The following is a 26,040-nucleotide window of genomic DNA, read 5'->3' as shown; positions in this document are numbered from 1 at the left end:
TTGTTTTTATTTTTTGCCATTCTCATCGCATTTCTTGACATTACTACATTTGCCATAAAGATACAGACTGTGTGTGGCTAATTCAATACCATGTTGTTTAGTAATTTCACGTTGACGTTTTTCAATAATGTCATCATTAAATTCAAACACTTTACCGCAGTCCACGCAAATAATGTGATCGTGGTGTTCAGTTGGGGCAAGTTCAAAGACGGATTTATTGCCTTCAAAATTATGACGAATCAAAATTTTTGCTTCATCAAATTGGTTTAATACACGGTAAACTGTGGCTAAACCAATTTCTTCGCCTCTTTCAAGGAGCATTTTATACACATCTTCTGCAGAGAAGTGTTCTTCTTGATGTTCTTGCATTAATGCCAAAATCGTTAAACGAGGTTCGGTGATTTTCAACCCCGCTTTTTTCAAAAGTTTGATATTTTCTTCAGACATAATAGCCCCTTAATTATTTTGCTATTAAGCAAGTTCTGCTAAACACATTTCGTCAAACACTTGCTTCACCCATTTTTCAACACGTTCAGCAGTTAATTCAGGTTGACGATCTTCATCAATACATAATCCTACAAAAGTATTTTCATCGACTAATGCTTGCGAAACTTCAAAGTGATAGCCTTCTGTTGGCCAGTGACCAACAATGATGGCGCCTTTAGGTTCAATAATGTTACGCACGGTTCCCATAGCATCACAGAAATATTCTGCGTAATCTTCTTGATCTCCACAGCCAAAAATAGCAACCAATTTATCGGTAAAATCAATTTCTTCTAAGGTTGGGAAAAAATCATCCCAGTCACATTGGGCTTCACCGTAATACCAGGTTGGAATCCCAATCATGAGAAAATCATAAGCTTCAATATCTTCTTTTGTACTTTTTGCAATATCGCGTACATCAACTAAGTCACTACCGAGTTGTTTTTGAATCATTTTGGCAATATTTTCGGTATTGCCTGTATCACTGCCATAAAATAAACCAACAACAGCCATTTTTGCTACCTATCTTCTTGAATATTAAAATAATCTTGTAAAATCGTTACAATCAATTCTGATCGACTAACATGCAAATTTGCCGCTAAATCTTCTAGTTGCTCAACTAAATCCGTGTGTAATTTAAGTTCGACCCGTTTTAACCCGATGGATTTATCCCGTTTTAACTGATTACGTTTATTGATACGAATTTGTTGTTCACGACTCAGTGGATTTGTTTTTGGGCGTCCAACTTTGCGAGTATTAGCAAACAGATCCAATGTAATACAATCTGCGTCTTGTTTTGCCATCTATCAAATCACTGAAAATCTGTGGCTAAGTGAGAATGATAAGCCACAACTAAATTAATGCTGAACTATAACACAATTTATGTGGGATTAAAACACGAATTTCTGCGCGCTTTGGCTATTTGTTTGATATTAAAAATCTTTCAATTGCGCGTATGACAAACTCAGGTTTTTCCGCGTGAACCCAGTGTCCACAACCATTTATAGTAAAGGCGGTGGCTTGTGGAAATTGCGCGAGAATAGGTTGTGTGTCTTCTGTTTTGATATAGTTTGATTGTCCGCCACGGATAAAGAGGGTAGGTATGGTACAGTGACAAGGTTGCCAATCCATGATGTGAGGATAATTGGCATGTAACGCGCTGAGGTTAAAACGGAAATATTCTTTGGCATTGGCATCAAAGGATTTCAGCATGAATTGTTGGATCGCTTCCTCAGGAATATATTGTGCTAAATAGTGTTTTGCTTCTTGTCGTGTTTTCGGTTTTGCTTGTTTGGTGGCAAATAGCCCCGCAAAAACAGCGTCATGTCCATGGTGACCATACTTGACTGGCGCAATATCAATGACAATCAATTTTTCGACGAGATGGGGATAAAGTGCGGTCATTTTCATGGCAGTTTTTCCTCCCATGGAATGCCCAATTAAAATGACTTTTTTGAGCTGAAGGGTATGAATGACATTGGCGAGATCTTCTGCCATGAGCGTATAATTTATCTCTTCGTGGTGAAAGCTTTGTCCGTGGTTGCGTAAATCGACACGTAAAATGGGATATTTTTCACTAAAGGCTCTGGCGATAATGCCTAAATTATTCATATCACCAAATAAACCATGAATAAAAACGAAAGTCGGTGCATTAATTTCTTGTTTTAACTGATGAAATTGAAAGTGAAGTAAATTGTTCTCAGACATAATTTGTATATAGAGTATTTGTAAAGAAGTCGTTATAATGTTGCAAAATCTGAAAGAGATCAAGCAAGTGGAGGAAAAAATGAAAATTATTGAAGTTGATGAAGAGCTTTATCAATATATTGCGAGTCAAACGCAGTCTATTGGCGAAAGCGCATCGGATATTTTGCGCCGTTTGCTTAATTTTTCTAATAAAGCTGTTGAAAAAACAGAAGTGCCTCCCGTGGCGGTTAAAACGACAGAGCCTGCACCAACAGCGCCACAACCTGCCGTCCAAGCAGAAACAGAAGCGGTTTTTGAAAATCCAAAAATCTTACCTAAAAAACAATCTGATGAGTCTATTCAGCAAGTGGTCACCAAAGTTCGTGACTTACTCCGTTCTGATGCATTTCAACAAGAAAGTAAAGCGGTTGTACGTTTTTTAAATATTTTGAAAGTGCTTTATCGTACGAACCCAGAAAGTTTTGCGCAAGCAACTGAATCATTGCAAGGGCGTACCCGTGTTTATTTTGCGCGTGATGAAGGCACGTTATTAATGGCGGGAAATCAAACGAAGCCAAAGCAAATTCCCGATACGCCATATTGGGTGATCACCAATACCAATAGTGGTCGCAAAATGTTGATGCTAGAAGGCGCAATGCAATCGATGCATTTACCGGCGGACTTAATTGAAGAAGTGCGTAGCTATTTTGTTGCCAATTAGTTATGTTTCCTTGGCAGCGATTCGCATCTGATCCCATTAAACAAAACCAAATCGCCTTGCGAGATCCGCAAGGCGAGGTTTTTACATGGCGACAGCTTTTTGAGCAAATCAGCCAGTATGCTAAGCTTTTGCAATACCATGGCGTTCAACCTAATTCCGGTGTCGCTTTATGTGGTAAGAATGAACTGGACTTGTTATTACTCTACTTAGCCACTATTCAGATTGGCGCACGAGTCTTTCCGCTTAATCCTGCTTTTCCTGTCGAAAAAATTCAGCAATATTGCCGTGCGGCAGATATTGAGTTTTATTATGCGCCACATGCCTTACTCTTGCGTGACTGCCAAGCGATTTCGTTAACTGTGAATGTTCAAGTGGAACAAGTTGAACCAGAAGTGCGGTCAGATTGTGAAAACTTTTTTATTCCCGCTACCATGACTTTAACCTCTGGGTCTAGTGGTGTTCCTAAAGCGGTTGTTCATCACCTACAAGCGCATTTAGATAATGCCAAAGGCGTTTGTGAACTCATGCAGTTTGACGCAAATGCGTCATGGTTACTTTCTTTGCCTTTATATCATGTTTCAGGGCAGGGGATCCTTTGGCGTTGGTTACGTGCAGGCGCAGTCTTACATTTTCCACAAGCGGACTTTTATGCGTCTGTCAGGCAAGCGACACATGTTTCTTTAGTCCCGACTCAATTACAACGTTTATTATCTTATTGGCAGGAGAATACGATTTTAGACAGCTCGTTAAAAACCCAGCATATTTTGCTCGGTGGGGCGCAGATTCCGACGTCATTAACTGCACAATTAGCAAAATGGGGCGTGCAAAGTTATTCGGGATATGGCATGACGGAAATGGCGTCGACCGTATTTGCGAAACGAAGTGATGATAAAATGGGCGTTGGTCAACCGTTATGTGGACGTGAATATCGACTCGTTGAGGGCGAAATCTGGCTGAAAGGTGCGGGATTAGCGCTTGGTTATTGGCAACAGGGAACGATTTTACCGCTCACCAATACACAAGGTTGGTTTGCCACAAAAGATAAAGGGATATGGCGTGATAATGAGTTGGTAATTTTAGGACGAATTGATAATATGTTCATTTCCGGTGGTGAAAACATACAGCCCGAAGAAATCGAACGGATAATTCAGCAATGGCAATATGTCAAACAAGTGTTTGTGTTGCCGAAAGCGGATATTGAGTTTGGACAACGCCCCGTGGCGTTCATCGAATTTTCTGTGCCTTTTTCTGACGCACTTGTTGAGGCATTGACGCTTTGGCTTGCGGATAAATTGGAAAAATTTAAACACCCCGTGGCTTATTTCCCTTTGAATACACAACAATTACAACAAGGTGCAATTAAAATTTCTCGAACAAGATTAAAATTAGCCTTACAGGATTTACTAGGAACTCACGAATGAAAAAAACACATTTAGTTAAAAAGGCCTTTTTTGCCCTGAGCTTATGTTTTATGTTCAACGCATACACATTCGCTCAACTTCCTACACCAAATGATATTCAAGCCCAATTAAAAGTTGCCAAAAGTGCAGAGCAAAATGATACCAATAGTAAAACTGTGGTACAGAATTTAGAAGAAACCTTGGCATTGTTGGCAAAAATTGACAAGCAGAAAGCGGATATTAAAGACTTAGAGGCGCGTATTGATGGGGCTGCAGAGCAAACGACAAAAGCGCAAAAACGTTTAGAAACGCTGAAAAGTACGCCAGCACCTTCCGCAACACAATTTGAGAAATTGTCTTTGGCTGATTTACAAGCCAAGTTATTGAGTACGCAACAAGCATTACAACAAATTCAAGCAGATGCAACAGGACTGAATACTGAATTGGTCACGCTTCGCACTGCGCCAGAACGTGCCCAAGTGACACTCAATGCGAATTTAACCCGTGTACAAGAAATTAATAAGTTATTAGCGAATGCGGACACCATACCAAGTGGAAAAGTGAAGCTAGAAACGGAATTAGCCTTATTAGAATTGCAAAACAGTTTTAATAAATTGTTATTGCAAGGCAATAATGTCTTAACCACATTATATACGCTCGAGCTAGAAGATAAGAACTTAGAAGTTGCGCAGTTGCAAGAACAGATTAAGAATTTACAGGATGCGATTAACCAGAAATATTTAAAAGAATCGCAACAGCAAGTGGAGCAACTGACCAAATCGCAATTGGAAAATAAAGGCACTACACATCCTGAAGTAGCAAGTCAGTTAGAGCAGAATGTGCGATTAAGCCAGGCGCTAGTGCAACAAACCACCGAAATGAATACGTTATCGCAAGATAATTTACGTATTAAAAATGTGCTGAATAACTTACAACAGACACAACGCAATATTGAAGATCAAATTAGTGCCTTGCAAGGTTCACTGGTGTTGTCACGCATTATTAATAAACAAAAAGAGTTGTTACCACAAGATGAAATGATTGCTGGGTTATCGAAACGCATCACGGATCTGCGTGTCCGTATCTTTGATCTGACTGAGATGCGGGATAATCTTTATGATCCGCAGAGCTATATTTCAGCGCTTGAAAAGAAACAACAAGTCGCGTTTAGTGCGCAAGAAAAAGCCAGCTTAGATTCGATTTTACAAGAGCGCCGTAAGTTATTATCTGACATCATTAGTTTGCTTAATAACCAGCTCAATTTGGTGATTAATATTGAGCTTAACCAAAAGCAAGTTGCGTTAATTAGTGATCAACTACAAAGTAAATTGCAGCAACAAAGCTTCTGGGTAAAAAGTAATGCTCCGATGGATGTAGATTGGGTCAAACAATTTTTACCTGCGGTTCAAGTGCAAGTAACGGAGATTATTAAGCAAATTGATTTTTCCAATTGGCGTGAGAATTTGGTACCTGCGGCATTAATCATTGCGCTATTACTGGTATTCACTTTCTTGATTCAATTACAGAAAGCAAAAATTAAACAACGTTTAACCAATATTAATCAAAAAATTAATACACTCACTTCGGATAGCCAATGGCACACTCCCGAAGCCATTTTATGGACGTTGGTGTTATGTTTACCTAGCACTTTCATTTTTACTGCATTGCTAGTGTTTATGGTGTATTTGTGTTTTGCAGAACCATTGAATTTAGCAAGTTGGGTTGTCAGCATGGGCGGCTATTGGTGTTTCTTCGCCTTTATGTTATCGCTGTTACGTCCAAATGGGATTGCTTATCGCCATTTTAGTATGCCAAAAGAAAGTGTCGATCGCTTTTATCGTGTTTTTGGTCGCTCTGTTTGGATTTCCGCGTTATGGATTAATGCCTCGCTCTTTACACATTTAGAAACGGGGATTACTAACGATGTGATTGGGCAAGTGATGACAATTTCGGTGTTGTTTATTTCTTTATTGATTATTGGTCCACGTATTCAAGATGCCGTGAAATCGTATGAAAATTCATCGGAGGATAACACTAAATCAATTCATATGGTGTTAAAAATAGGGCGTTTTTTCCTTGTTGCGGCACCGATTATCCTGATTGTGCTTGTTGTGATGGGCTACTACTATACGGCACTGAATTTGATGGAACATTTAATGTCCTCTTATTTTGTGGTTGTCACTTGGTTAGTGTTAAAAAATGTGATTCACCGTGGTTTAACGGTATCCTCGCGTCGTTTATCTTACAATCGTTTGAAAGAAAAAATCGAGCAACAGGCGCAGCCAAAAGTCAATACGGAAGAAGAATTGAGTATTGGGCTGGAGTTACAGCAAAACGAAAGTTTAGGTATCGCCCAAGTCAAAGATCAAGTATTACGTGTCACTGATTTGCTGTTAACGGTCATTTTATTAGGCATGTTATATTGGGTTTGGTCTGATTTGGTTACTGTCGCCTATTACTTACAGGGTGTCACATTATGGCAACAAAGTGTCACTACCGCAGCGGGAACAGTGATGGAGTCCATTACTTTATTGAATCTGTTGTTGGCAGTAGTGATTTTAATTGCCATGTATGCGTTAGTGCGTAATATTGGCGGTTTGCTTGAAGTATTAGTGTTTTCACGGGTGAGCTTTTCCCAAGGCACGCCTTATACCATTACGACCTTAGCCACTTATTTCATTATTGCGATTGGCGCGGGCGTCGCCTTTTCGACTTTAGGGATGTCATGGTCGAAATTACAATGGTTATTTGCTGCCTTGTCTGTGGGTCTAGGTTTTGGTTTGCAAGAAATCTTTGCTAACTTTGTGTCAGGTTTGATCATTTTATTTGAGCGTCCAGTGCGCATTGGTGATGTGATTACGATTGGTGAATATTCCGGTACCGTATCACGTATTCGTATTCGTTCGACTACGTTAATTGATTTTGACCGTAAAGAAGTGATTGTGCCAAATAAAGCGTTTGTAACAGAACGTTTGGTCAACTGGGCACTTAATGATTCGGTTACGCGTGTGGTGATTCGTGTTGGGGTAGGCTATGGTTCAGATCTGGAGTTAACCAAACGTTTATTACTGCAAGCGGCGACAGAATGTGATCGTGTGTTGAAAGATCCAGAACCGGTAGTGTACTTCTTAAACTTTGGGGCAAGCTCATTGGATCATGAGCTACGTTTATACGTAGGCAAATTGGCGGATCGGAATCCGACAGTCGATTGCTTAAACCGTCGTATTAACAGCTTATTTGAAGAAAATAATATTGAAATTTCATTTAACCAGTTGGATGTCTTCATTAAAAATCAGGTAACCAACGAAGAAATTAAACTGAATCAACAATGTTTTCCAACGCAAAAACAGGAAGGATAAAAGATGGCAGGAAATACAATTGGGCAACTTTTTCAGGTAACAACATTTGGTGAATCACATGGGATTGCGCTCGGCTGTATTGTGGATGGTGTGCCACCCGGGCTGAGTTTATCTGAAGCAGACATTCAACCTGATTTAGATCGCCGTAAACCTGGTACATCGCGTTATACCACACCGCGTCGTGAAGATGACGAAGTGCAGATTTTATCGGGTGTGTTTGAAGGTAAAACCACGGGGACGAGTATCGGGATGATCATCAAAAATGCGGATCAACGTTCGCAAGATTATGGTGACATTAAAGATCGTTTTCGTCCTGGACACGCTGATTTTACCTACCAACAAAAATACGGGATACGCGATTATCGTGGTGGTGGGCGTTCTTCCGCACGAGAAACAGCCATGCGAGTTGCCGCAGGTGCCATCGCGAAAAAATATTTGCGTGAGCATTTTGGCGTAGAGGTGAGAGGCTTTTTGGCTCAAATTGGTGATGTGGCGATTGCCCCGCAAGTGATTGAGCAAATTGATTGGCAACAAGTCAACAGTAATCCGTTCTTTTGTCCGGATCCGAGTGCGGTGGAAAAATTTGATGAATTAATTCGTCAGCTGAAAAAAGAGGGTGATTCGATTGGGGCAAAATTAACGGTAGTGGCAGAAAATGTGCCAGTTGGCTTGGGTGAACCCGTGTTTGATCGTTTAGATGCGGATCTGGCTCACGCCTTGATGGGCATTAATGCGGTGAAAGCAGTGGAAATTGGTGATGGCTTTGCGGTGGTTAATCAGCGTGGTTCAGCACATCGCGATGAAATGACACCGGAAGGTTTTTTGTCTAATCATGCGGGTGGTATTCTGGGCGGTATTAGCTCAGGTCAACCGATTGTCGCGACAATTGCTTTAAAACCAACTTCAAGCATCACAATTCCGGGGCGTTCAGTCAATCTTGCCAATGAGCCTGTCGAGGTGATTACGAAAGGACGTCATGATCCTTGTGTGGGGATTCGTGCCGTACCGATTGCTGAAGCGATGGTTGCGATTGTTTTACTCGATCACTTATTAAGACATAAAGCGCAAAATAGATAATGATGAAGTCACGTGCAAAGGATGGCACCAACACGAGGTTTAATTGAGGATGACATCCACGAATATGATGAAAAAAAGCGTTAATATCGCGGTGATGTTGACCGCACTTTTCAGCCTGTTGTGTAGCCTTGCTTATGCGTCGCCACAAGAATGGCAGAAAATCAAACGCCCGATTCCAGGCAGTCCTGAGCCGATTGGTAGTTATTCCAATGGCTGTATTATTGGCGCGCAAGCCTTACCCTATAAAGGTGATGGTTATCAAGTGATTCGTAAAAATCGCAATCGTTATTATGGTCACCCCGATATGATTGACTATTTGCAACGTTTGGGCAAAAAAGTCAAAGCCGCAGGGTTACCTACAATGCTGATTGGCGATATTGCTATGCCCGGTGGTGGACGTTTTTTGACGGGGCATGCCAGTCACCAAATGGGCTTAGATGCGGATATTTGGTTGCGTATGGGCACTATGTCTGATCAAGATGCATTGAATTCTGATGGCAAAGGCTTGTTGGTGGTCGATCGTAAAGCACAGCGTGTAGATGAGCGAGTTTGGAACAACAATCATGCCTTATTAATTAAGCTGGCAGCAGAAGATCCAAAAGTGACGCGTATTTTTGTCAATCCAGCGATTAAACTCAAATTATGTCAGAGCGCGGGAAATCAGCGAGCATGGTTGCATAAAGTGCGTCCTTGGTTCGGACATGATTCTCACTTTCATGTTCGTTTGACTTGTCCAAAGGGGGCAAGTTACTGTGAAAATCAAGCACCAGTGCCTGCAGGGGATGGCTGTGGAAGTGAATTATATTCTTGGTTCGAGCCACCGAAACCGACAAAAACACCAAGTGAACCTAAAGGGGTTCCACAAGCTCCCCCTTTGTGTCAACAGATCTTAAATGCACCCAATCGGAGTGAATGGTTGGAATAAGGAAAATAAATGGAAATTGGAATCAATGTGCTTGTACTTCTCTTTGCCGTAGCATTGGTCGCGGGGTTTATTGATGCGATTGCGGGTGGCGGCGGATTAATTACAATCCCGGCTTTATTAATGACTGGGATGCCACCAGCACTTGCATTGGGAACCAATAAATTACAAGCTTGCGGGGGGTCTTTTTCCGCGAGCTTATATTTTTTGCGTCAAAGAGCGGTCAATTTAGCGGAAGTTTGGCTTATTTTATTGATGACGTTTATTGGTGCCTCATTAGGGACTGTTTTAATTCAACTTGTCGATAGCGCCATCATTAAGAAAGTCTTGCCTTTTTTAATTTTAGCCATTGGTTTGTATTTTTTATTTAGTCCTACTTTGGGCAATGAGGATCGCCAAAAACGCATTTCCTATCTAGCCTTTGCCTTTACTGCCGGTCTAGGTATTGGTTTTTATGACGGTTTTTTTGGTCCGGGAACCGGATCCTTACTGAGTTTAGCCTTTGTGATGTTATTAGGATTTAATCTGACAAAAGCCACCGCGCATGCAAAAGTGTTAAATTTCACCTCAAATGTCGCCTCGTTGATCTTCTTTTTAATTGGAGGACAGATTATGTGGAGTGTGGGATTTGCGATGATGGCAGGGCAATTTATTGGGGCAAACTTAGGCGCTAAAATGGTACTCAGTAAAGGGAAAACATTAATTCGCCCAATGGTCGTGGTGATGTCATTTATCATGACAATGAAAATGGCCTATGATCAAGGTTGGTTTAGCTAATAGGAATGGCAATGTCAGAAGAAGATACACGTTTAACGGCTCGCAGTGGTTATCAACCACAGTTTTCATGGTCCTATTTACAGCCAAAATATTGGTTAATTTGGTTAGGCATTTTCGGCTTGATTTTACTTGCCTTTGTGCCGTTTCGTTTACGTGATAAGTTGGCCAGTTACATTGGGAAAATTGTGGCAAGGAAAGCCAAAAAGCAACGTCACCGTGCCAAGATTAATTTACAATATTGTTTTCCTCACTGGACAGAAGCGCAACGTGAACAGACAATCGAAGAAATGTTTGTGATTGTGACGCAAGTCATGTTAGGAATTGGGGAAATTGCGATACGCTCGAAACGACATTTACAACGCCGTAGTTGTTTCACCGGGCTAGAACATATTCATCGCGCTCGTGAGCAGGGCAAAAATATTATTTTATTAGTGCCTCATGCTTGGGCAATCGATGCCTCAGGGATTATTTTACATACCCATGGTATGCCAATGACTTCTATGTATAATCCACACCGTAATCCTTTGGTTGATTGGTTATGGACTTTTGCCCGTCAACGTTTTGGTGGCAAAATGCATGCCCGTCAAAATGGGATTAAACCGTTTTTAAATCATGTGAAGCAAGGTGATATGGGCTATTATTTACCAGATGAAGATTATGGGGCAGAGTTAAGTGTCTTTGTGGATTTTTTTGCCACATACAAAGCCACTTTACCGGGCATTAATAAAATTGCACGCTTAGCGAAGGCAGCGGTGATCCCGATGTTTCCTCGCTATAATGCCTTATCGGGAAAATATGAAATAGAGATTCATCCTGCTATGACATTGAGTGATGATCCTGAACAAGCAGCTCGCGCGATGAATCAAGAAATTGAAAGTTTTGTGACGGCTACACCGGCACAATATGTTTGGATTTTACGGTTGCTAAAAACCCGTAAAGACGGCACTGACATTTATGCTTAAGTCAGTGGGCATGTCTGCTTGTCAACGTGATGATCGTCTCTTTTTATCATGATATGACAGCGCTGAACGGGCTGATAGAAAAGGAGTAAGCCTCGTAGAAAGAGTTGAGTTGCTAGGCATTTTTTGCGAAAATGACGAGCAACATTTTGATTGTATTTTTGTGTAAATGGCTGGTGTTATCCATTTGAAATCACAAAATAATTTTTATTTTAACCGCACTTATTAGGCAAAAAAATGAACGATAAACTTGCTTTGATTAAATCTTCCATTAAGTCTATTCCAAATCATCCCAAAGAAGGGATTATTTTTCGCGACATTACCAGTTTGTTAGAAGTTCCTGCAGCTTTTCAGACCGTGGTTGATCTTTTTGTGACACGTTATAAAGAAAAAGGGATCACCAAAGTGTTAGGAACAGAATCACGTGGTTTTATTTTTGGTGCACCTGTGGCTTTAGCATTAAATGTGCCTTTTGTACTGGTGAGAAAACCGGGCAAATTACCACGTGAAACTATTTCACAAACCTATCAGTTAGAGTATGGACAAGATACGCTTGAAATCCATACTGATGCAATTCATGCACAAGATAAAGTTTTGATTATTGATGATTTGCTCGCCACAGGTGGTACCGTAGAAGCCACGGTGAAATTAGTTCAACGTTTAGGCGGTGATGTGCAAGACGCTGCTTTTGTGATTAACTTGCCTGATTTAGGTGGGGAAGCACGTTTAAATGCATTAGGTATTGATGCTTATACCTTAGTGGACTTTGCTGGGCATTAATCCGCATCTCTGAGTATTGAAGAAAGGAAAATAAATGAGTTATCAAGTCTTGGCACGAAAATGGCGACCAAAAACCTTTAGTGACGTGGTTGGGCAAACCCATATTTTAACCGCGCTTTCTAATGGGTTGAAAGAAAATCGCCTGCATCATGCCTATCTCTTTTCTGGAACGCGTGGTGTAGGGAAAACGTCGATAGCTCGTTTATTTGCGAAAGGCTTAAATTGCGTTCATGGTGTGACAGCTGAACCTTGTGGTGAATGTGAACATTGTAAAGCAATTGAACAGGGAAACTTTATTGATCTGATTGAAATTGACGCAGCATCACGTACGAAAGTCGAAGATACGCGTGAGTTATTGGATAATGTACAATACAAACCAGTACAAGGACGCTATAAGGTTTATCTAATCGACGAAGTCCATATGCTTTCCCGTCATTCGTTTAACGCTTTACTGAAAACCTTAGAAGAACCACCGGAGTATGTCAAATTCTTACTGGCGACCACTGATCCACAAAAACTGCCTATTACGATTTTATCCCGTTGTATGCAGTTTCATTTAAAGGCGTTGGAACAGCAACAAATCGCACAGCATCTTGAATTTATTCTTACCCAAGAGAAAATCCCCTTTGAGTTTCTTGGGTTAGAAAAATTAGCCAAAGCTGCACAGGGCAGTATTCGTGATAGCTTAAGTTTAACGGATCAAGCGATTGCAATGAGTAATGGCAACATTACCTTAAATGTGGTGCATGAGATGTTAGGCTTGCTCGATGATGATCAAGCTTTAGACATTATCCATGCTTTGCAACAAGGGCAGGGTGAGTCAGTGATGAAAGGGGTACAAGCCGTTGCGGAAAAAGGGGGAGATTGGGACGAATTATTGCGTGATATCGGCGAGAATTTGCATAAAATTGCCATGCAACAGTTATTGCCTAGTTCACAGCTGGATGACACGAGTCGAATCGGTTTTCTAGCCAGTCATATTTCACCAGAAGATGTGCAGTTTTTCTATCAAGTTATGCTCACGGGACGTAAAGAACTGCCGTATGCGCCAAATCGTCGTATTGGGGTTGAAATGACGTTATTGCGGGCATTAGCCTTTCATCCTAAATTCGTTGCTGTGGCACCAACGCATGCAACGCCCATCTCTGAGCAAGATACAGGCGGTTCATCAACGCGTCATATTGAAGTCCCAATCGTTTCACAAAATATAAAATCGCAATATAAAAGCCAAGTGAAATCAACAGTCGCAGCACCGGCACAGGTTAGCCCTCCTGTTGAGGAAAAGGTGCACACACACACAGAAGAAACGGAAACGTATTCGCCTGCATTTGATGCTTTAGCTCAGATTGATAAATTAGATCATTTAACTATCACGCCACAGAAAGAAAAAAAAAAGTATAGTTCATCAACAGAAGCGTTAGCACCACGGGTTTCCTTATCAAGTGATACCTCCTCTTCTACGTTAACATCATTACCGGTGATTGAAAGTAAACCGCGTGATACAAGTTTCATAAAAAATAAGGCTTCCGCTTTATCAACACTATCTGCGCCAGAAACGGCGCTATCCTCAACCTCTCCTTTAAATACGCCTGTATTACAAGCAACACAGCATACTGAACCTGAAGGAGAAGACGAAGATGACATCATCGATGATACGCTTTTGGCGGAAACTTATCGTTGGGAATGGCGTAATCCAGAATTGGCTAAAACACAAGAAGGGATTAAGCCTTCTGCTTTAAAACAGCGTTTAGAACAAGAAATTACGCCTGAATTGCGCGCGAAAGTGATTGATATCGCACGTAAACAAGATTTTTGGACAGATTGTGTAGAGTCACTTGATATCCAGAATTTAACCAAAGAATTAGCCTTAAACTGTATTTTACTTTCACATGATGGGGCGGCGTTTCATCTTGGCGTGCGTGACAACAAAGCGCACTTACACACCACGAATGCACAACAGCAGTTACAGCAAGCATTGAGCCAATTACAACAGCAAGCTATGAATGTGCTGATCTCGCCGACGGACTCTGACAACTTGACACCAACAGAATGGTATCGGCAAACCTATAAAGCGTTGCGTGAAAAAGCGCAACAAGCGTTACAGCAAGATGAGAAATTGCAGCTTTTTTTACATGAATTTAGTGCAGAAATCGAGCTTTCGACAGTAAAACCCATTTAAGTGCGGTCGATTTTACGAGAATTTCCACGCCCTCAATCTTGAGGGCGTATTTTTAGTCTTCAGAACTTGTCTTGTTCGGGTGCAATCCGATATAACCTCGTTGATGTAGAATACTTTCTTTGGATTTTTTGATCATTGTTTCAATCGTAGAACCCTGTACTAGAATTGAGAAGGTGACTACCGCATAAGTCATTACCAGTAATAAATCTCGGACATCCATCCCAATATGCTCAAGATATAACATGCCTTTCGGAATCGATAATGACATAGCAAGTGACAAACCACCACGTAGTCCACCCCATGTTAGAATACGTAGTGTATAAGGATTATACGAGCGAAAACGTTGCATCACTTTGAAAGGCATCCACACGCTGATATAGCGTCCGATTAAACAAATTGGAATCGCGAGTATCAATAAAATAAAGCCTTGAGCACCGAAATCGACTAAAAGCAGTGCTAAGCCGATCAATAAGAACAGGAGGGAATTTAAGAAGTGATCAATCATTTCCCAAAAATGATCAAGGTAGAGTTGGCTTTGTTTGGAAAACCCCGTGTGTCGTGTCCAGTTGCCGATTAAAATACCTGCTACGACCATGGCGAGAGCGCCAGAAACATGCAACATATTCGCGAGCATAAAACCAGCAGTAGGAATCGTCAGAGTCAATAGAATTTCCAAACTTCCATCGTCTGTGGATGAAATCAATAAATGTGCTACGAAGCCAATCACGAGACCAAACAAAATTCCGCCAACAGCTTCTTGTAAGAATAATTCCGTAATGCCTGCTAATGTTGGGGCGTGCCCGCCAAACGCGACAGCAAAAATCGTGGTAAAAATTACTAAACCAACCCCGTCATTAAACAAGGACTCGCCTTCGACTTGCATGGAAAGGCGTTTTGGTGCTTTTAAATTTTTAATAATTGCCAGTACCGCGATAGGGTCTGTTGGCGAAATTAAAGCGCCAAATAAAATGCAATAGATCAGGTCAATTGGTAGACCAATGAGATAAGCAACACTGTAAAGCAAGACGCCGATAATAAAGGTAGAGGCAAGTGTGGAAAAGAGCGCAAACACCGTGATTTCCCATTTTTGGTTTTTTAAAACGGGTAATTTTATACCTAATGCACCGGCAAATAATAAGAAACCGAGGATACCATTGAGCAGAAAACTTTTGAAATCGAGTTGTTCCATGACTTGTGTGGCAATGATATCTAATTTAAACCAAGAAAGGTGACCGAAAATGAGGAAGAGAACAGAAACGATAATGGAGGTGGCGGTGATGGCGATGGTGTATTGGATTTTATCGCTGAGTTTCCGGGTGACAAACCCAATAAAAATGGAGATCGCGGATAAAAAACAAATATAGGTATAAATATTCATAGGTTGCTTTCCAGAGAGTAAAAGAAAAAAGGCTGATTTTTCGTGAAAATCAGCCCGTTAAGTATAAGACAAAATAGGTGCATTTAGAATGGAAAATTGTTTTGTGACATGACTGCGTTTAAAAATTACGCGGCAGCCGTGAGTACGATCTCTACTTTCCAGTCTGGGTGTGCCAGTCTTGCTTCGACAGTGGCACGTGTTGGTGGATTTTCTTTATCGACCCATTCATCCCACGCTTTATTCATTTCGTCATAATAATCCATATCGGCAAGATAAATCTGAGCATGAATAATTTGTGCTTTTTTTGAGCCGGCTTCTGATAAAAGTTGATCAATTAAACCTAACACCTCTTTGGTTTGCTCGTAAGCGGTTTCCGTGGTAGTTTTTTCAGGTACTTGTCCAGCTAAATGGATAATCCCATTATAAATGGCAATTTCAGATAAACGACCGTTTGAGTGAAAGCGATGCACTTTTCCCATCTTTTTCTCCTCTTATTCATGACATAACAAATAAAGATTATATCTATTTTGTATCAAACTCGTTAAAATTAAGCAACTTAATTTTGGCATGGTTCTTAATAATGAAGTTACTTATTTCTAATCAACATGGTGCCATCGTGATGGCATTATTGCCATTCTTATATGGACTGTTTTCCTCTCAGCCTGTTTGGCAACATCTCTTTTTATTTTTCGCCTGGGCGGCACTTTATCTCATGACATACCCGTTCTTAAATTTGTTTAAAGGGCGCAATATGGCAATGAATATAAAATGGAGCTTGATTTACGGCGGAACAAGTTTGCTGTTTGCTTTACCTGCACTGTATTATAACTGGCACATTTTATATTTTTTACTGGCTATGCTGCCTTTGGTTGCGGTCAATATTTATTATGTGAAGCAGAAAAATGAACGTGCGTTGTTAAATGACTTTGCGGGCATCGCTATTTTTGCGCTTGCTGGAATGGCCTCGTATTATTTTGCGGAACGTGCATTTGATCGGCAAATTTGGCTTGTTGCACTTTATCCAAGCTTATTTTTTATCGCCACCACACTTTATGTGAAGTCAGTATTACGTGAACGGAAAAATCCATTTTATTTAAAAGCGTCTATTATTTTTCATTTTCTTTGTGTTGTGATATTTTTACCTTTCCAACAATATGGGCTCGCATTAGCTTATTTCCCCGCACTGCTCCGTGCGATTTGGCTACCTCGAATGAAACTGAGTGTGAAACAAGTGGGGTTAGCGGAAATGGTTGTGTCATTGCTCTTTTTTGTTTTACTCTTGCTTGCGACGTTATAAGGTATTGGTATGAAGAAAACGATTCTGTTCATATTCAGTGTGTTTTTATCCGGTGTGGTGCACGCACAGTCTGCACCGGTTTCTCCTGAACTGTCAGCTGTCTTGCCACAGACAGCACCAACTGCAACGGGAGCAGAGCAGCACGTTTCGGCACTGAATGCATCTGAACTGAGTGATGAAGCTCGTCGCGACTTAATTCGCGAGGCAGCCGATAAAAAAGAGTGGACACGGGCGTTTGAGCTGATTTTACCACTTGCTTTAAAAGGGGATTACCAGGCACAAGCCAATCTTGGTATTTTGTATGCACGTGGTCAAGGTGTTCCACAAGATTTCGAAAAAGCCTATTGGTGGTTTAGCGAAGCAGCCGAAAAGGGCAGCATTAAAGCCATCAATAATTTGGCCGTTTTTTACTTACAAGGTCATGGTGTCAAGCAAGATATTCGCCACAGCATTACGTTATTTGAAAAAACTGCCAATTCAGGCTCATTGGATGCGATGCTGGTGCTAGGGCAAATCTATGAAAACGAATTAAATCAAATGACCCAAGCTTTCAAATGGTATAAAAAAGCGGCAGAAGCGGGTAATCACGATGCGCAATTTCGTTTAGCCGTGATGTATGAGAATGGTGAGGGAACCAAGAAAAATAAAAAACAAGCTGTTTATTGGTATCAGAAGGTGTCCGTTCAGCAAAATGAATTAGCGGCATTAGCCCAAGAGCGTTTATCTCGCCTACAATAATTAAGAGGGATGTGACCATCCCTCTTTTTTCTACTCACTGTCTGGTGTGAGCAATTCAATATCTGCATGACTGTGCAAACCACGTGGTAATTGCGTGCCTTTGCGTCCACGCTCTGCACTAAATTTCTGCCAATCTTCAGGCTTTAACGTGATTTTCCGTTTGCCAGCATGGAAAACGAGGCTGGTTTGTTCGTTAATTAAAAATAACCGAACTAATAGCTCCGTTCGTGCCTTCGCATGTGCAGCAGGAATCGTCACAATTTTATTGCCTTTCCCCTTCGCTAAAGAAGGCAAATCTTTCACTGGGAAAATCAACATTCTGCCTGCCGAGGTTAAGGCAACCAAACGGGCATTTTCATTATCTATTCGCAGAGGCGCTAAGACTTTGGCATTTTCAGGTAATGAAATCAGGGCTTTACCGGCTTTATTCCGCGCAATCAGATCATCAAATTGACAAATAAATCCATAGCCAGCATCAGATGCCATCAGGAGTGCTTGCTTGTCTTGTTCCATTAACACATGCTCAACACTAGCACCTGCAGGCAAGCTGAGTTTGCCTGTGAGCGGTTCGCCTTGTGAGCGAGCAGAAGGTAAACTTAACGGATCTAAAGCGTAACTTCGTCCTGTGCTGTCGATAAACACGGCGGCTTGATTACTCTTACCATAAGCATGGGATAAGTATTTATCACCGGCTTTATAGCTGAGATTTTGTACATCGATATCATGCCCTTTGGCACAACGTACCCAACCCATTTCAGACAGAATAACGGTGACAGGCTCAGCAGGCGTCATGTCGCTTTCGGAGATTGCTTTGGCTTCTGCACGTTGGACTAATGGCGACAAACGCGGACTCGCATAAGTTTGAGCGTCTTGCTGAATTTCTTTTTTGATTAGCGTATTTAAACGGCGTTCAGACCCTAAGATCAGCTGTAAACTGTCACGTTCTTCTTCTAGACGATCTTTTTCCGCTTGTAATTCGTTTTCTTCTAATTTGGCTAAGTGGCGTAAGCGTAAATTCAAAATCGCTTCTGCTTGTGTTTCACTTAATCCGAAACGATCGATTAACGCGGCTTTAGGCTCATCTTCATGACGAATAACGTGGATTACTTCGTCAATATTCAGGTAAGCAATCAGTAAACCTTGTAAAATATGCAGACGATCTAATACTTTATTGAGACGATATTGCAAACGACGCGTTACAGTGGTACGACGGAACTGTAGCCATTCCGTCAGAATTTGCACCAGATTTTTCACCGCAGGTCTATTATCTAAACCAATCATGTTCATGTTGACACGATAACTTTTTTCAAGATCGGTGGTAGCAAATAAGTGTGCCATTAAAGCATCCACATCCACACGGTTAGAACGGGGTATCAACACAATCCGAATTGGGTTTTCGTGATCCGCCTCATCGCGAATATCTTCAACCATCGGCAATTTTTTAGCACTCATTTGCTCAGCAATTTGTGCAATGACTTTTGATGGTGAAGCTTGGTGTGGTAGAGCAGTAATAATGATTTCGCCGTCTTCTTTTTTCCACACTGCGCGCATTCTTACCGATCCACGACCTTGTTCATAGAGTTTACGAATATCCTCTTTCGATGAGATGACTTCCGCTTCTGTTGGGTAGTCTGGACCTTGTACCACAGTTAACAGATCATCCAAGCTCGCTTTTGGGTTATCAATTAGCATCACAGCGGCTTCAGCAAGCTCATTGATATTATGAGGTGGAATATCGGTCGCCATACCCACAGCAATACCGGTTGTACCATTCAATAAAATATGTGGCAGTCGAGCTGGTAAATATTGGGGTTCTTCTAATGTACCATCAAAATTCGGTTGATAGTCCACTGTCCCTTGCCCTAACTCAGATAATAAAATATCAGCAATTTTGGCGAGCCGCGATTCAGTATAACGCATCGCAGCAAAGGATTTCGGATCATCAGGTGCGCCCCAGTTACCTTGTCCATCCACTAATGGGTAACGATAAGAAAAGGGTTGTGCCATCAAGACCATGGCTTCATAACAAGCTGAATCACCATGTGGGTGAAATTTACCGAGCACATCACCGACAGTCCGCGCCGATTTTTTATATTTTGCCGCAGCATTTAAGCCAAGTTCAGACATGGCATAAATAATACGACGTTGTACCGGTTTTAAGCCGTCGCCAATAAAAGGCAATGCGCGATCCATAATGACGTACATGGAGTAGTTGAGATAGGCTTTTTCAGTAAACTCGCGTAATGGGGTTTGTTCAATGCCTTCGTAGTTGATTATATTCATAATGATGTTTTATTTTTACTTTTAAATCAGATTTTACTAATAGCGGAGAAACTTTTTAAAAAAGCACCGCACTTTTATTGTTCTATATCTTTATCAAATCGCCTTGTAAGTTGCCTAAACGGAACGATAATTTTTAGGAAAATAACCTTGCGAAATAGCGCGGAGACAAGGTAGTTTCCGTTAAAAAATGTTCTTGATATCAGGAAGCCACTTAATCGGTGTGTGGCGACTTTATTTGCATAAGAAAAGCAAGTCGCCATCATCTTTATACGGCTAAATCCACCTGATCCCCTTTTGTTTGCAACCAATTTTTACGATCTTCTGCGCGCTTTTTAGCGAGGAGCATATCCATCAGTTCAAGGGTTGCGGCTTGTTCTTCTTGTTCAAGATCATAGGTCAATTGCACTAACCGGCGCGTATTGGGATCCATCGTAGTTTCGCGTAATTGTAGTGGGTTCATTTCACCTAACCCTTTAAAACGTTGTACGTTCGGTTTACCTTTTTTGCCTTTTAAGCGATCTAAAATGGCGTCTTTTTCGCTTTCATCAAGGGCGTAAAAGACGTCTTTACCTAAGTCAATACGGTAAAGCGGTGGCATCGCAACATAAACATGCCCCTTTTGTACCAATTTCGGGAAGTGGCGTAAAAATAAGGCACAGAGTAGGGTCGCAATATGTAGCCCATCGGAGTCGGCATCGGCAAGAATGCATACTTTACCATAGCGCAGTTGAGATAAGTCTTCGTTGTCAGGATCAATCCCAAGTGCCACTGCAATATCATGGATTTCACTTGAAGAAAGAACTTGCTCAGAAGAGACTTCCCAAGTATTGAGAATTTTCCCTCGTAACGGCAAAATCGCTTGGTATTCGCGATCACGTGCTTGTTTAGCAGAACCGCCGGCAGAATCCCCTTCCACTAAAAATAATTCGGTTTTGTCTAAATCTTGTTGGCTACAATCCGCTAATTTCCCGGGTAAGGCAGGACCACTCACTAATTTTTTACGTACGACTTTTTTGGCAGCGCGTAAACGACGTTGTGCAGAGCTAATTGCCATTTCAGCCAAAAGTTCGGCTTGTTGTACATGTTGATTCAACCATAAGCTGAAAGCATCTTTAACAACGCCAGCAACAAATACCGCACTTTGGCGCGAAGATAGGCGCTCTTTGGTTTGTCCAGCAAATTGCGGATCTTGCATTTTCAGCGAAAGGACATAGGCACAACGCTCCCAGATATCGTCGGCGCTGAGTTTAACGCCTCTTGGTAGTAGATTACGAAATTCACAGAACTCACGCATGGCGTCTAGTAAGCCTTGACGTAGTCCATTGACGTGGATACCGCCTTGGATCGTTGGGATTAAGTTGACATAGCTTTCGCTCAATAGTTCACCACCTTCCGGAAGCCATAATAATGCCCAACTGACCGCTTCTGTATCGCCTTTAAAATCACCAATAAATGGCGTTTCCGGTAGGGTTTCAAGACCATTCACTGCTTCACTTAAATAGTCCGCGAGCCCATCTTCGTAGCACCAACAGTCTTCGGTTTGATTGATTTTGTCAATGAACTTAATTTCTAAGCCGGAGCAGAGGACTGCTTTAGCACGTAATAAATGGCGTAAACGCGAAACCGAAAATTTATCGCTGTCAAAATACTTCGGATTGGGTTTGAAATGTACCGTTGTCCCGGTGTTACGTCTGCCACAAGTACCAATAACCTCTAATTCTTCGACTTTTCGACCGTTTTCAAAAGCGATTTTATAGACCTCACCATTGCGTTTTACTGTCACGTCAACCCGTTCAGAAAGCGCATTGACCACGGAAATCCCTACACCATGCAAACCACCGGAGAATTCATAGTTTTTATTTGAGAATTTTCCACCGGCATGTAATTTGGTCAAAATCACTTCAACACCCGATAGCTTTTCTACGGGATGGATATCCACAGGCATGCCCCGCCCATTATCAATGACTTCTAAAGATTGATCTTTGTGTAGGACCACTTCAATTTTATTTGCATAGCCAGCTAATGCCTCATCAACACTGTTGTCAATGACTTCTTGACCTAAATGGTTGGGGCGGGTGGTATCGGTATACATACCGGGGCGAAGTTGCACTGGCTCTAAATCTTTTAAAACAGTAATTTCTTGTGCGGAATAATTGCTTGTCATCATGCGTTGTTCATTATTTTATTTTTTGTGTCAAAAGTTCCAACGAGTGTAGCAAAAAATGTGTATTTTTGCACTATACTCAAGGGGGCAATCATTCATTTTAGAATCGATTGAAAACGATTGCGCATTCTAATTCCTACGCTATAATACGGCGCTTTGACAAAGATTGAGATGACGTAACGAACGAAAGAGGTAACTGAAAATGACCACATTACAAACACCTTATTATCTGATTGATAAAAGCAAGTTATTACGCAACATGGAAAAAATTGCCTATTTACGTGAAAAATCGGGGGCAAAAGCATTGTTGGCGCTAAAATGTTTTGCAACTTGGGGGGTGTTTGATTTTATGCGTCAATACATGGATGGCACGACCTCTTCCTCACTTTATGAAGTTAAATTAGGTCGTGAGAAGTTTGGTGGCGAAACCCATGCGTATAGCGTGGCATATTCGCCTGAAGAAATTGGCGAAGTGGTGGCAAACGCAGATAAAATTATTTTTAACTCCATTAGTCAATTACAGCGTTTTTGTGATCACACCACGCATTTACCACGTGGTTTACGTGTAAATCCGCGAGTCAGTACATCGAGTTTTTTATTAGCTGATCCTGCGCGTCCACACAGTCGTTTAGGGGAGTGGGATGTCGCCAAAATCCGTGATGTGATGCCATTAATCAATGGGTTTATGTTTCATAATAACTGTGAAAATGAAGATTTTGGTAAGTTTTGTGAGATGTTAGATCGCATTGAACAGGAATTTGGTGAATTATTGCATCAGGTCGATTGGGTCAGTCTCGGTGGTGGTATTCACTTTACGGGTGAAAACTATCCTTTAGAGGCATTTGCAGAACGGTTAAAACAATTTTCTGCAAAATTTGGCGTGCAAGTGTATTTAGAACCCGGTGAAGCCTCGATTACTTTAAGTACAAGTTTAGAAGTCACTGTCTTAGATATTCTCAATAATGGTAAAGAATTGGCGATTGTGGATGCCGCAACAGAAGCGCACATGTTAGATCTTTTAATTTATCGTTCTGAAGCTAAATTATTACCAGATGCGTTTCAAGGCAAAGGCGACTATCAATATATGGTTTGTGGTAAATCTTGCTTAGCGGGTGATATTTTTGGCGAATACCGCTTTGAGAAACCATTACAAATTGGTGATCGTATCTCATTTTGTGATGCGGCTGGTTATACTATGGTGAAGAAAAATTGGTTTAATGGCGTGAATATGCCTGCCATTGCGATTAAAGAGCTCGATGGGCGTATTCGCGTTGTGAAAACATTTGGCTATCAAGATTATGTTGAGAGTTTGTCTTAAGCAAGAAAAGTGCGGGACGTTTTATCAAAATATTGAAATGACATTAGGTTGTCATGCCGTTTTTTTGTCTTATTATGCCATATGATAGGGCAAACACCTTGCCTGATATTGACTTTTTAGGTTTTCAAAATGTATCAGGTTTTTATTAACGCCTATGCCGATCCTTTAGCAAGCTCGGCACCTGGGAGGAAAATGCTAAATGAAAAAAAATGTTTTGGTTATTGGTGCTGGTGGTGTATCACAAGTTGTGGTACATAAATGCGCACAACACAATGATGTGCTCGGTAAAATCTCAATTGCGTCACGTAAAATTGAGAAGTGTCGAGCGATTGCGGACTCGGTAGCAGAAAAGGGGAATTTTAAAGTACCCGCAACGATAGATTGTTTTGAAATCGATGTCTTTGATATTGAGGCCACAAAAGCGTTAATTCAAAAAACAGAATCACAAATCGTGATTAACGTCGGTCCATCATTTGTGAATATGTCAGTGTTACAAGCTTGTATCGAAACTGGAGCAGCCTATATTGATACGGCAATGCACGAAGATCCAAGTAAAGTGTGTGAAACGCCACCTTGGTATGCTAACTATGAATGGAAACGTCGTGAGTTATGTAAACAAAATAACATCACTGCCATTTTAAGTGCGGGCTTTGATCCGGGTGTTGTCAATGCGTATGCCGCTTATGCCGTCAATGATGAATTTGATAGCGTAGAAAGTATCGATATTATTGATATTAATGCAGGCAGTCATGGTCGCTATTTTGCCACTAACTTTGATCCAGAAGTGAATTTCCGTGAGTTTACCGGTACCGTATGGAGTTGGCAAAATAGCCAATGGGTGTCAAATAAGATGTTTGAAATCAAACGTACAGATGATTTACCTATTGTGGGCATGCAAAACTCTTATTTAACGGGACATGAAGAATTACATTCTTTATCCACCCACCTAAATGTACCGAATATTCGTTTCTGGATGGGATTTGGTGATCATTACATTAATGTGTTTAATGTCTTGAAAAACTTAGGTCTTTTATCTGTGCATCCGGTCAAAACTGCTGAGGGTGTTGAAGTCATTCCTATTAAAGTGGTCAAAGCGGTGTTACCTGATCCAGCATCACTCGCGCCAAATTACACCGGCAAAACCTGTATTGGTAACTTGGTAAAAGGTAAAAAAGACGGGAAAGACAAAGAAATCTTTATTTATAATGTGGCAGATCATAAAGAAGCCTATGAAGAAGTGGGTAGCCAAGGCATTTCTTATACCGCCGGTGTACCAGCGGTTGCGGCGGCATTGTTGATCGCGACAGGGGAATGGGATGTGGGTGAAATGCGTAATGTGGAACAGCTCGATCCAAAACCATTCTTGAATTTATTAAATAAAATCGGCTTACCAAACCGCATTAAAGATGAACATGGCGATCGTGAATTAGCCTTTTAATTCCTCGCGTCAGTAAACAGAGAAAGCACGAACTGAGTAATCAGACGCGTGCTTTTTTGTTTTCATAGAGAAAAGATAAACGGTGCTTTCTTTAATCAAATTGCCTTGTTACAATGAAAAAATCGTTTTGGTAAAAAAGCTTAGGAATCAAATTGATGAAGAGATTATTGGATTGTACGGCGTCTGATTTTCAGCACATGAATGGACAGCAATTAAAGCAAGCGATTCGTGCGAGCGAAGGACGCGTGATTTTGTCTGAAAATATGGTGGCGGTACAACCGCTTTATCCTAATGTAACCAATTCAGAGTTAGCCGCTGCATTTGGGGCTGACCTTATTCTGCTGAATTTATTTGATGTTTTTTCACCAAAAATACAGGGATTGGAATCAGATCCTGCACATACTGTTGTGCAATTAAAACGTTTAGTTGGGCGCCCAATTGGGATTAATTTAGAGCCAGTGGATGAGCATGCCGTGCAAATCGAAACCTTAGATACTCTCGCAAAAGGGCGTTTGGCGACGACAGAGGCAATACAGCAAGCGAAAAAATTAGGTTTTGATTTTGTTTGTTTAACCGGTAACCCTAAAACCGGTGTGACTAATACGGAAATCGTGCAAGCAATAAAACGAGCAAGAGCAGTATTGGGTGAGGACGGATTAATTATTGCTGGTAAAATGCATGGTGCGGGTGTGGCAAACGAAACGGGAAGTGGTTTGATTTCCGAACAGGATTTAGTCAGCTTTATTGAGGCGGGCGCGGATATTATCTTATTAGCCGCACCGGGTACGATCCCGGGTATGACCGTCGAAAGAGTGGAAAAGTATGTCCAGTTGATCCACGCGAAAGGGGCATTAGCGTTACTCGCTATTGGTACGAGCCAAGAAGGGGCAGATGAGGCAACGATCCGACAAATTGCACTCAACAGCAAAATGGCAGGTGCCGATTTGTATCATATTGGTGATGCCGGATTTTACGGCATTGCAGTGCCTGAAAACATTATGACGTATTCTATCGCCATTCGAGGGCGTCGCCATACTTATGTGAGAATGGCATTATCCACCCATCGCTAACTTTTTTTAAC

The 26,040-nt window shown here is 41.3% G+C and carries 22 protein-coding genes; 14 read left to right on the top strand and 8 right to left on the bottom strand.

The window, feature by feature from the left end; genetic code table 11:
* Window positions 1-6 precede the first annotated feature (6 nt).
* The 4 genes from fur to KPF51_RS05830 all read right to left on the bottom strand — a co-directional run bounded on the left by fur (window position 7) and on the right by KPF51_RS05830 (window position 2,190).
* Entirely contained in the window at window positions 7-447 is a 441-nt protein-coding gene (gene fur / locus KPF51_RS05845; RefSeq protein WP_005721511.1) for a ferric iron uptake transcriptional regulator, read from the bottom strand.
* Window positions 448-471: 24 nt separating this feature from the next.
* Window positions 472-996 (bottom strand): flavodoxin FldA, encoded by a 525-nt coding sequence (gene fldA, locus KPF51_RS05840; RefSeq protein WP_005721513.1) that lies wholly within the window; start codon window positions 994-996, stop codon window positions 472-474.
* Between the two features lie 5 nt (window positions 997-1,001).
* Complete coding sequence (ybfE, locus tag KPF51_RS05835; protein ID WP_005726023.1) at window positions 1,002-1,286, bottom strand: LexA regulated protein; 285 nt, start codon at window positions 1,284-1,286, stop codon at window positions 1,002-1,004.
* Window positions 1,287-1,401: 115 nt separating this feature from the next.
* Window positions 1,402-2,190 (bottom strand): alpha/beta fold hydrolase, encoded by a 789-nt coding sequence (locus tag KPF51_RS05830; RefSeq protein ID WP_211599586.1) that lies wholly within the window; start codon window positions 2,188-2,190, stop codon window positions 1,402-1,404.
* Between the two features lie 79 nt (window positions 2,191-2,269).
* Between KPF51_RS05830 and seqA the strand changes: the two genes are divergently transcribed.
* The 9 genes from seqA to dnaX all read left to right on the top strand — a co-directional run bounded on the left by seqA (window position 2,270) and on the right by dnaX (window position 14,343).
* A complete protein-coding gene (seqA, locus tag KPF51_RS05825) occupies window positions 2,270-2,890 on the top strand; it encodes a replication initiation negative regulator SeqA (protein ID WP_010906604.1) in 621 nt (206 codons plus the stop codon).
* Between the two features lie 2 nt (window positions 2,891-2,892).
* A complete protein-coding gene (gene menE / locus KPF51_RS05820; protein ID WP_061405946.1) occupies window positions 2,893-4,311 on the top strand; it encodes an o-succinylbenzoate--CoA ligase in 1,419 nt (472 codons plus the stop codon).
* Window positions 4,308-7,649, top strand: coding sequence for a mechanosensitive channel MscK (gene mscK, locus KPF51_RS05815; protein WP_005726027.1), 3,342 nt, complete (start codon window positions 4,308-4,310; stop codon window positions 7,647-7,649). The genes menE and mscK overlap by 4 nt, the downstream gene beginning before the upstream one ends.
* A 3-nt stretch (window positions 7,650-7,652) precedes the next feature.
* A complete protein-coding gene (gene aroC, locus KPF51_RS05810) occupies window positions 7,653-8,726 on the top strand; it encodes a chorismate synthase (protein ID WP_005721535.1) in 1,074 nt (357 codons plus the stop codon).
* Between the two features lie 64 nt (window positions 8,727-8,790).
* Window positions 8,791-9,651 carry a penicillin-insensitive murein endopeptidase gene (gene mepA / locus KPF51_RS05805; protein WP_005726028.1) on the top strand — a complete coding sequence of 287 codons (861 nt, stop codon included), beginning with the start codon at window positions 8,791-8,793 and terminating at the stop codon, window positions 9,649-9,651.
* A 9-nt stretch (window positions 9,652-9,660) separates the two neighbouring features.
* Entirely contained in the window at window positions 9,661-10,425 is a 765-nt protein-coding gene (locus KPF51_RS05800; RefSeq protein ID WP_005726029.1) for a TSUP family transporter, read from the top strand.
* 11 nt (window positions 10,426-10,436) lie between these two features.
* The gene (gene lpxM / locus KPF51_RS05795; RefSeq protein WP_005721539.1) at window positions 10,437-11,387 is read left to right on the top strand and encodes a lauroyl-Kdo(2)-lipid IV(A) myristoyltransferase; all 951 of its coding nucleotides are present in this window, start codon (window positions 10,437-10,439) and stop codon (window positions 11,385-11,387) included.
* A 234-nt stretch (window positions 11,388-11,621) separates the two neighbouring features.
* The gene (apt, locus tag KPF51_RS05790) at window positions 11,622-12,164 is read left to right on the top strand and encodes an adenine phosphoribosyltransferase (RefSeq protein WP_005721540.1); all 543 of its coding nucleotides are present in this window, start codon (window positions 11,622-11,624) and stop codon (window positions 12,162-12,164) included.
* Between the two features lie 34 nt (window positions 12,165-12,198).
* On the top strand, window positions 12,199-14,343 hold the full coding sequence (gene dnaX, locus KPF51_RS05785) for a DNA polymerase III subunit gamma/tau (protein ID WP_061405947.1): 2,145 nt from the start codon (window positions 12,199-12,201) through the stop codon (window positions 14,341-14,343).
* A gap of 52 nt (window positions 14,344-14,395) precedes the next feature.
* On the opposite strand, the gene KPF51_RS05780 is transcribed toward dnaX, so the two are convergent.
* Window positions 14,396-15,721: a sodium:proton antiporter gene (locus KPF51_RS05780; RefSeq protein WP_211599585.1), complete on the bottom strand. Its 1,326-nt coding sequence runs from the start codon at window positions 15,719-15,721 to the stop codon at window positions 14,396-14,398.
* A gap of 125 nt (window positions 15,722-15,846) precedes the next feature.
* A complete protein-coding gene (locus KPF51_RS05775; protein ID WP_005721544.1) occupies window positions 15,847-16,200 on the bottom strand; it encodes a RidA family protein in 354 nt (117 codons plus the stop codon).
* 101 nt (window positions 16,201-16,301) lie between these two features.
* On the opposite strand from KPF51_RS05775, the gene KPF51_RS05770 reads away from it, so the two are divergent.
* The gene (locus KPF51_RS05770; RefSeq protein ID WP_005726040.1) at window positions 16,302-17,018 is read left to right on the top strand and encodes a YwiC-like family protein; all 717 of its coding nucleotides are present in this window, start codon (window positions 16,302-16,304) and stop codon (window positions 17,016-17,018) included.
* 9 nt (window positions 17,019-17,027) lie between these two features.
* Complete coding sequence (locus KPF51_RS05765) at window positions 17,028-17,756, top strand: tetratricopeptide repeat protein (protein ID WP_064661105.1); 729 nt, start codon at window positions 17,028-17,030, stop codon at window positions 17,754-17,756.
* A gap of 30 nt (window positions 17,757-17,786) precedes the next feature.
* Here the strand turns inward: KPF51_RS05765 and parC are convergent, their stop codons facing one another.
* Complete coding sequence (gene parC, locus KPF51_RS05760; RefSeq protein ID WP_061405950.1) at window positions 17,787-20,039, bottom strand: DNA topoisomerase IV subunit A; 2,253 nt, start codon at window positions 20,037-20,039, stop codon at window positions 17,787-17,789.
* Between the two features lie 265 nt (window positions 20,040-20,304).
* Window positions 20,305-22,203 carry a DNA topoisomerase IV subunit B gene (gene parE / locus KPF51_RS05755; RefSeq protein ID WP_061406425.1) on the bottom strand — a complete coding sequence of 633 codons (1,899 nt, stop codon included), beginning with the start codon at window positions 22,201-22,203 and terminating at the stop codon, window positions 20,305-20,307.
* Window positions 22,204-22,405: 202 nt separating this feature from the next.
* Between parE and nspC the strand changes: the two genes are divergently transcribed.
* From nspC to KPF51_RS05740, 3 genes are all read left to right on the top strand, one after another.
* Window positions 22,406-23,521, top strand: coding sequence for a carboxynorspermidine decarboxylase (gene nspC / locus KPF51_RS05750; RefSeq protein ID WP_014325874.1), 1,116 nt, complete (start codon window positions 22,406-22,408; stop codon window positions 23,519-23,521).
* 199 nt (window positions 23,522-23,720) lie between these two features.
* A complete protein-coding gene (locus KPF51_RS05745) occupies window positions 23,721-24,959 on the top strand; it encodes a saccharopine dehydrogenase family protein (RefSeq protein ID WP_005751285.1) in 1,239 nt (412 codons plus the stop codon).
* A 155-nt stretch (window positions 24,960-25,114) separates the two neighbouring features.
* Complete coding sequence (locus tag KPF51_RS05740) at window positions 25,115-26,029, top strand: hypothetical protein (protein WP_061405951.1); 915 nt, start codon at window positions 25,115-25,117, stop codon at window positions 26,027-26,029.
* Window positions 26,030-26,040 lie beyond the last annotated feature (11 nt).

This window comes from Pasteurella sp. XG20, from assembly GCF_018968665.1.
Taxonomy (GTDB): domain Bacteria; phylum Pseudomonadota; class Gammaproteobacteria; order Enterobacterales; family Pasteurellaceae; genus Pasteurella; species Pasteurella multocida.
The sequence above is the reverse complement of the archived record's forward strand: the minus strand, read 5'-3'. Positions and strand labels throughout refer to the sequence as shown.

What these genes read in the sequence shown, in the direction of transcription:
- parE (WP_061406425.1), bottom strand. Translation starts at nt 22,203, where the DNA reads ATGACAAGCAATTATTCCGCACAAGAAATTACTGTTTTAAAAGATTTA.
- nspC (WP_014325874.1), top strand. Translation starts at nt 22,406, where the DNA reads ATGACCACATTACAAACACCTTATTATCTGATTGATAAAAGCAAGTTA.
- mepA (WP_005726028.1), top strand. Translation starts at nt 8,791, where the DNA reads ATGATGAAAAAAAGCGTTAATATCGCGGTGATGTTGACCGCACTTTTC.
- KPF51_RS05740 (WP_061405951.1), top strand. Translation starts at nt 25,115, where the DNA reads ATGAAGAGATTATTGGATTGTACGGCGTCTGATTTTCAGCACATGAAT.
- KPF51_RS05830 (WP_211599586.1), bottom strand. Translation starts at nt 2,190, where the DNA reads ATGTCTGAGAACAATTTACTTCACTTTCAATTTCATCAGTTAAAACAA.
- aroC (WP_005721535.1), top strand. Translation starts at nt 7,653, where the DNA reads ATGGCAGGAAATACAATTGGGCAACTTTTTCAGGTAACAACATTTGGT.
- dnaX (WP_061405947.1), top strand. Translation starts at nt 12,199, where the DNA reads ATGAGTTATCAAGTCTTGGCACGAAAATGGCGACCAAAAACCTTTAGT.
- KPF51_RS05745 (WP_005751285.1), top strand. Translation starts at nt 23,721, where the DNA reads ATGAAAAAAAATGTTTTGGTTATTGGTGCTGGTGGTGTATCACAAGTT.
- ybfE (WP_005726023.1), bottom strand. Translation starts at nt 1,286, where the DNA reads ATGGCAAAACAAGACGCAGATTGTATTACATTGGATCTGTTTGCTAAT.
- apt (WP_005721540.1), top strand. Translation starts at nt 11,622, where the DNA reads ATGAACGATAAACTTGCTTTGATTAAATCTTCCATTAAGTCTATTCCA.
- fldA (WP_005721513.1), bottom strand. Translation starts at nt 996, where the DNA reads ATGGCTGTTGTTGGTTTATTTTATGGCAGTGATACAGGCAATACCGAA.
- seqA (WP_010906604.1), top strand. Translation starts at nt 2,270, where the DNA reads ATGAAAATTATTGAAGTTGATGAAGAGCTTTATCAATATATTGCGAGT.
- fur (WP_005721511.1), bottom strand. Translation starts at nt 447, where the DNA reads ATGTCTGAAGAAAATATCAAACTTTTGAAAAAAGCGGGGTTGAAAATC.
- mscK (WP_005726027.1), top strand. Translation starts at nt 4,308, where the DNA reads ATGAAAAAAACACATTTAGTTAAAAAGGCCTTTTTTGCCCTGAGCTTA.
- KPF51_RS05770 (WP_005726040.1), top strand. Translation starts at nt 16,302, where the DNA reads ATGAAGTTACTTATTTCTAATCAACATGGTGCCATCGTGATGGCATTA.
- KPF51_RS05800 (WP_005726029.1), top strand. Translation starts at nt 9,661, where the DNA reads ATGGAAATTGGAATCAATGTGCTTGTACTTCTCTTTGCCGTAGCATTG.
- lpxM (WP_005721539.1), top strand. Translation starts at nt 10,437, where the DNA reads ATGTCAGAAGAAGATACACGTTTAACGGCTCGCAGTGGTTATCAACCA.
- KPF51_RS05775 (WP_005721544.1), bottom strand. Translation starts at nt 16,200, where the DNA reads ATGGGAAAAGTGCATCGCTTTCACTCAAACGGTCGTTTATCTGAAATT.
- parC (WP_061405950.1), bottom strand. Translation starts at nt 20,039, where the DNA reads ATGAATATAATCAACTACGAAGGCATTGAACAAACCCCATTACGCGAG.
- KPF51_RS05765 (WP_064661105.1), top strand. Translation starts at nt 17,028, where the DNA reads ATGAAGAAAACGATTCTGTTCATATTCAGTGTGTTTTTATCCGGTGTG.
- menE (WP_061405946.1), top strand. Translation starts at nt 2,893, where the DNA reads ATGTTTCCTTGGCAGCGATTCGCATCTGATCCCATTAAACAAAACCAA.
- KPF51_RS05780 (WP_211599585.1), bottom strand. Translation starts at nt 15,721, where the DNA reads ATGAATATTTATACCTATATTTGTTTTTTATCCGCGATCTCCATTTTT.